This window comes from Oligoflexus sp. (genome assembly GCF_035638955.1).
In the GTDB taxonomy this organism is placed as follows: domain Bacteria; phylum Bdellovibrionota_B; class Oligoflexia; order Oligoflexales; family Oligoflexaceae; genus Oligoflexus.
In genome coordinates this window covers 1-2,241 of sequence record NZ_DASQYZ010000302.1, presented here as the reverse complement: position 1 = coordinate 2,241, position 2,241 = coordinate 1, and the positions used below count along the sequence as shown (strand labels likewise).

The window sequence follows — 2,241 nt, the reverse complement described above, 5'->3', positions numbered from 1 at the left end:
ATTCTTTGCGACGCGTGACCCCGGCGCCATCAATTTATATATGATGGTGGGAGTTTTCGGCGGTTTTGTCGTAGCTCTCGTTACTGTCTTCAAAAAGACGTGGGCCCCCGTAACGGCCCCGCTTTATGCGGCGCTCGAGGGACTGGCGCTGGGTGGTATCTCGTCGTTTTTCGAAGCGCGCTTTCCCGGGATCGTTATCCAGGCAGTCGGCTTGACGTTTACGACACTCCTCGCGTTACTGATGGCTTACAAGTCAGGGCTTATCAAAGTCACGGAGAACTTCAAGCTCGGCGTCGCCGCAGCTACGGGTGGCATCTTCCTTTTCTACATGCTGCAGATGGTCCTCGGGTTTTTCGACGTCCGTATCCCCTATATCCATGAAGGTGGCATCATCGGCGTCGGCTTTAGCCTCTTCGTCATCGTCATCGCCTCGCTTAATTTGGTCATGGATTTCGACTTTATCGAGGAAGGCGCCAGGCGCAGGGCGCCCAAGTACATGGAATGGTATGCCGCCTTCGGACTTATGGTGACCCTGATTTGGCTCTATTTGGAATTCTTGCGGTTGCTGTCCAAGTTGCAAGGGAACCGGCGTTAGAAAAGTTTTGGCGAGATCAGGAGACAGGGAATCCACAGCTGGCGCTGCCGGACGTTGATACGATCACAGCGCTCCCTCGCCTAGCCGGAAGCAAACATATCGGTCTCGATCTGTCATTGGTTATCGATGTCACAGGGTAATTTGTTGCACGCTTCCATGGTTTTGCCCAAAATCCGACTTTCTACCCTTAATGACCTCCGCTGATTAGCTGATTCCCTGCAGTTGGAGGCTTTTGATCCGGTCGCTGATTAGCGTGCTGATGCGCGCTGGGATTTTGGCTTCGGGATGTTCGCGTTGAACACGCTTGGCGACGGACGTCTGCTCTTTTTCGATCTTCGCTGCCAGTATGAGGATGTGACGCCCAAAAGTCCCTGCCTTGAGCCCCAAATCATTTTCCAGGACTTCCGTATTCCTTTTGGAAATTTTCGTGAAGACTCTTTGCCCCCCAATCGAGAATGAGAATTCCCTTTGCAACCGGGGATAGATCGCCGAGCAAAGCAGATCATAGAAGGGTGCAAGCGTCAGTCCTTCGGGCTGCAGGAGTAAAGAAATATTCTTGGAATGGCTATCATTATTTCCTATGAGGAGATTGAAGGCCACCCAGTCGAGAAGGTTCGTGATGCTCCTTAAGCGTTTTTTAGCAGGAAAATGCTTCAGTATGAGTTCATAGTCCTGCTTGAGCGTGGGTCCGCCCTTATCCTCATACTTCTGCTCGCTCGTGAATCCCTGGGCTTGGCAGAAGTCTTGCTGGTGAATGCGGTGAGTCAGACCATCCTTACCCTGGGATCGATCGTAGCGTTCGATAACGAAGAGTGGGTGGCTCCCCGGAAGAACAAAACAGGCTGGCACGAGCAGACCTACGGCCCGTGCTAACTCCATGCAGTAGTATTCATTGTATACGGATTCTTTGATTCCTGAATGCTGGATCGGGGGCTTGATGATGTGCGTTGTCGCCCCCCCTTGCGTCGGAAGAAAGAAACGCCCCTCCTTATAAATCGCTGCAAACTTGTCCTGAGCGCCCGCGAGAGACAAATAGCCTGGATTCATCGAGGAAATTGCGTCGGCTACCGATTCTTTTGCTTCGACGGCTTCGTAGACCTGAGTCATATCGAGTTCGACCATCTGATTTGGGTCGAGGTTTGGAATGCCTCCAGGCTGGCTGCTGAGCACGATGGCGCCTGCACAGTCGCGCCCGTACTTGTCTAAAAACTCCATAACGCCGCTTATGTTCTGATGCCGCTCTATAGCATCTTTTATAGCTCCTTCGGGCAGCAAATTTTCAAAAAACGACAGTGACAGGCGGTTTCCAAAGCTTGTTTCTTGAAGCGGCAGAGCGAGGCTCAGTGCAAAAGCTTTAGGATTCTTTCGCCAAGCGTCGTCATATTCGAAATGGAAGACAAGGTCTTCGTCCTGGGAGAAACGCCCCACCAGCTGCTGCTCGTAAAATGCGTAGAGTATTCTCATCAGTCGGCCATATCCAGGACTATGGTGAAACCCAGGAGCTTCGACATTTTCAACAAAGTCGAAAGTTTCACATCTGAGTCACCTAGCTCGATGCGGCTGATGCCATTGTGGGAGAGATCGCAGAAATCGGCGAGCTGTTTTTGCGTGATGCCCAGCTCTTTCCGTCGGCTCTTAAGTGCGTC

At 51.9% G+C, this 2,241-nt stretch carries 3 protein-coding genes; 1 reads left to right on the top strand and 2 read right to left on the bottom strand.

The genetic code is table 11. From position 1 onward, the window contains the following. Positions 1–595: Bax inhibitor-1/YccA family protein (locus tag VE954_RS27630; protein WP_324958980.1), on the top strand; the 595-nt coding region annotated here is incomplete at its 5' end. A 204-nt stretch (positions 596–799) separates the two neighbouring features. Here the strand turns inward: VE954_RS27630 and VE954_RS27625 are convergent. Together VE954_RS27625 and VE954_RS27620 are read right to left on the bottom strand one after the other, a co-directional pair. After that, positions 800–2,059: a type II toxin-antitoxin system HipA family toxin gene (locus tag VE954_RS27625; protein WP_324958978.1), complete on the bottom strand. Its 1,260-nt coding sequence runs from the start codon at positions 2,057–2,059 to the stop codon at positions 800–802. After that, the coding region (locus tag VE954_RS27620) for a helix-turn-helix transcriptional regulator (RefSeq protein WP_324958976.1) at positions 2,059–2,241 on the bottom strand (183 nt) is incomplete at its 5' end. The genes VE954_RS27625 and VE954_RS27620, both read right to left, overlap by 1 nt.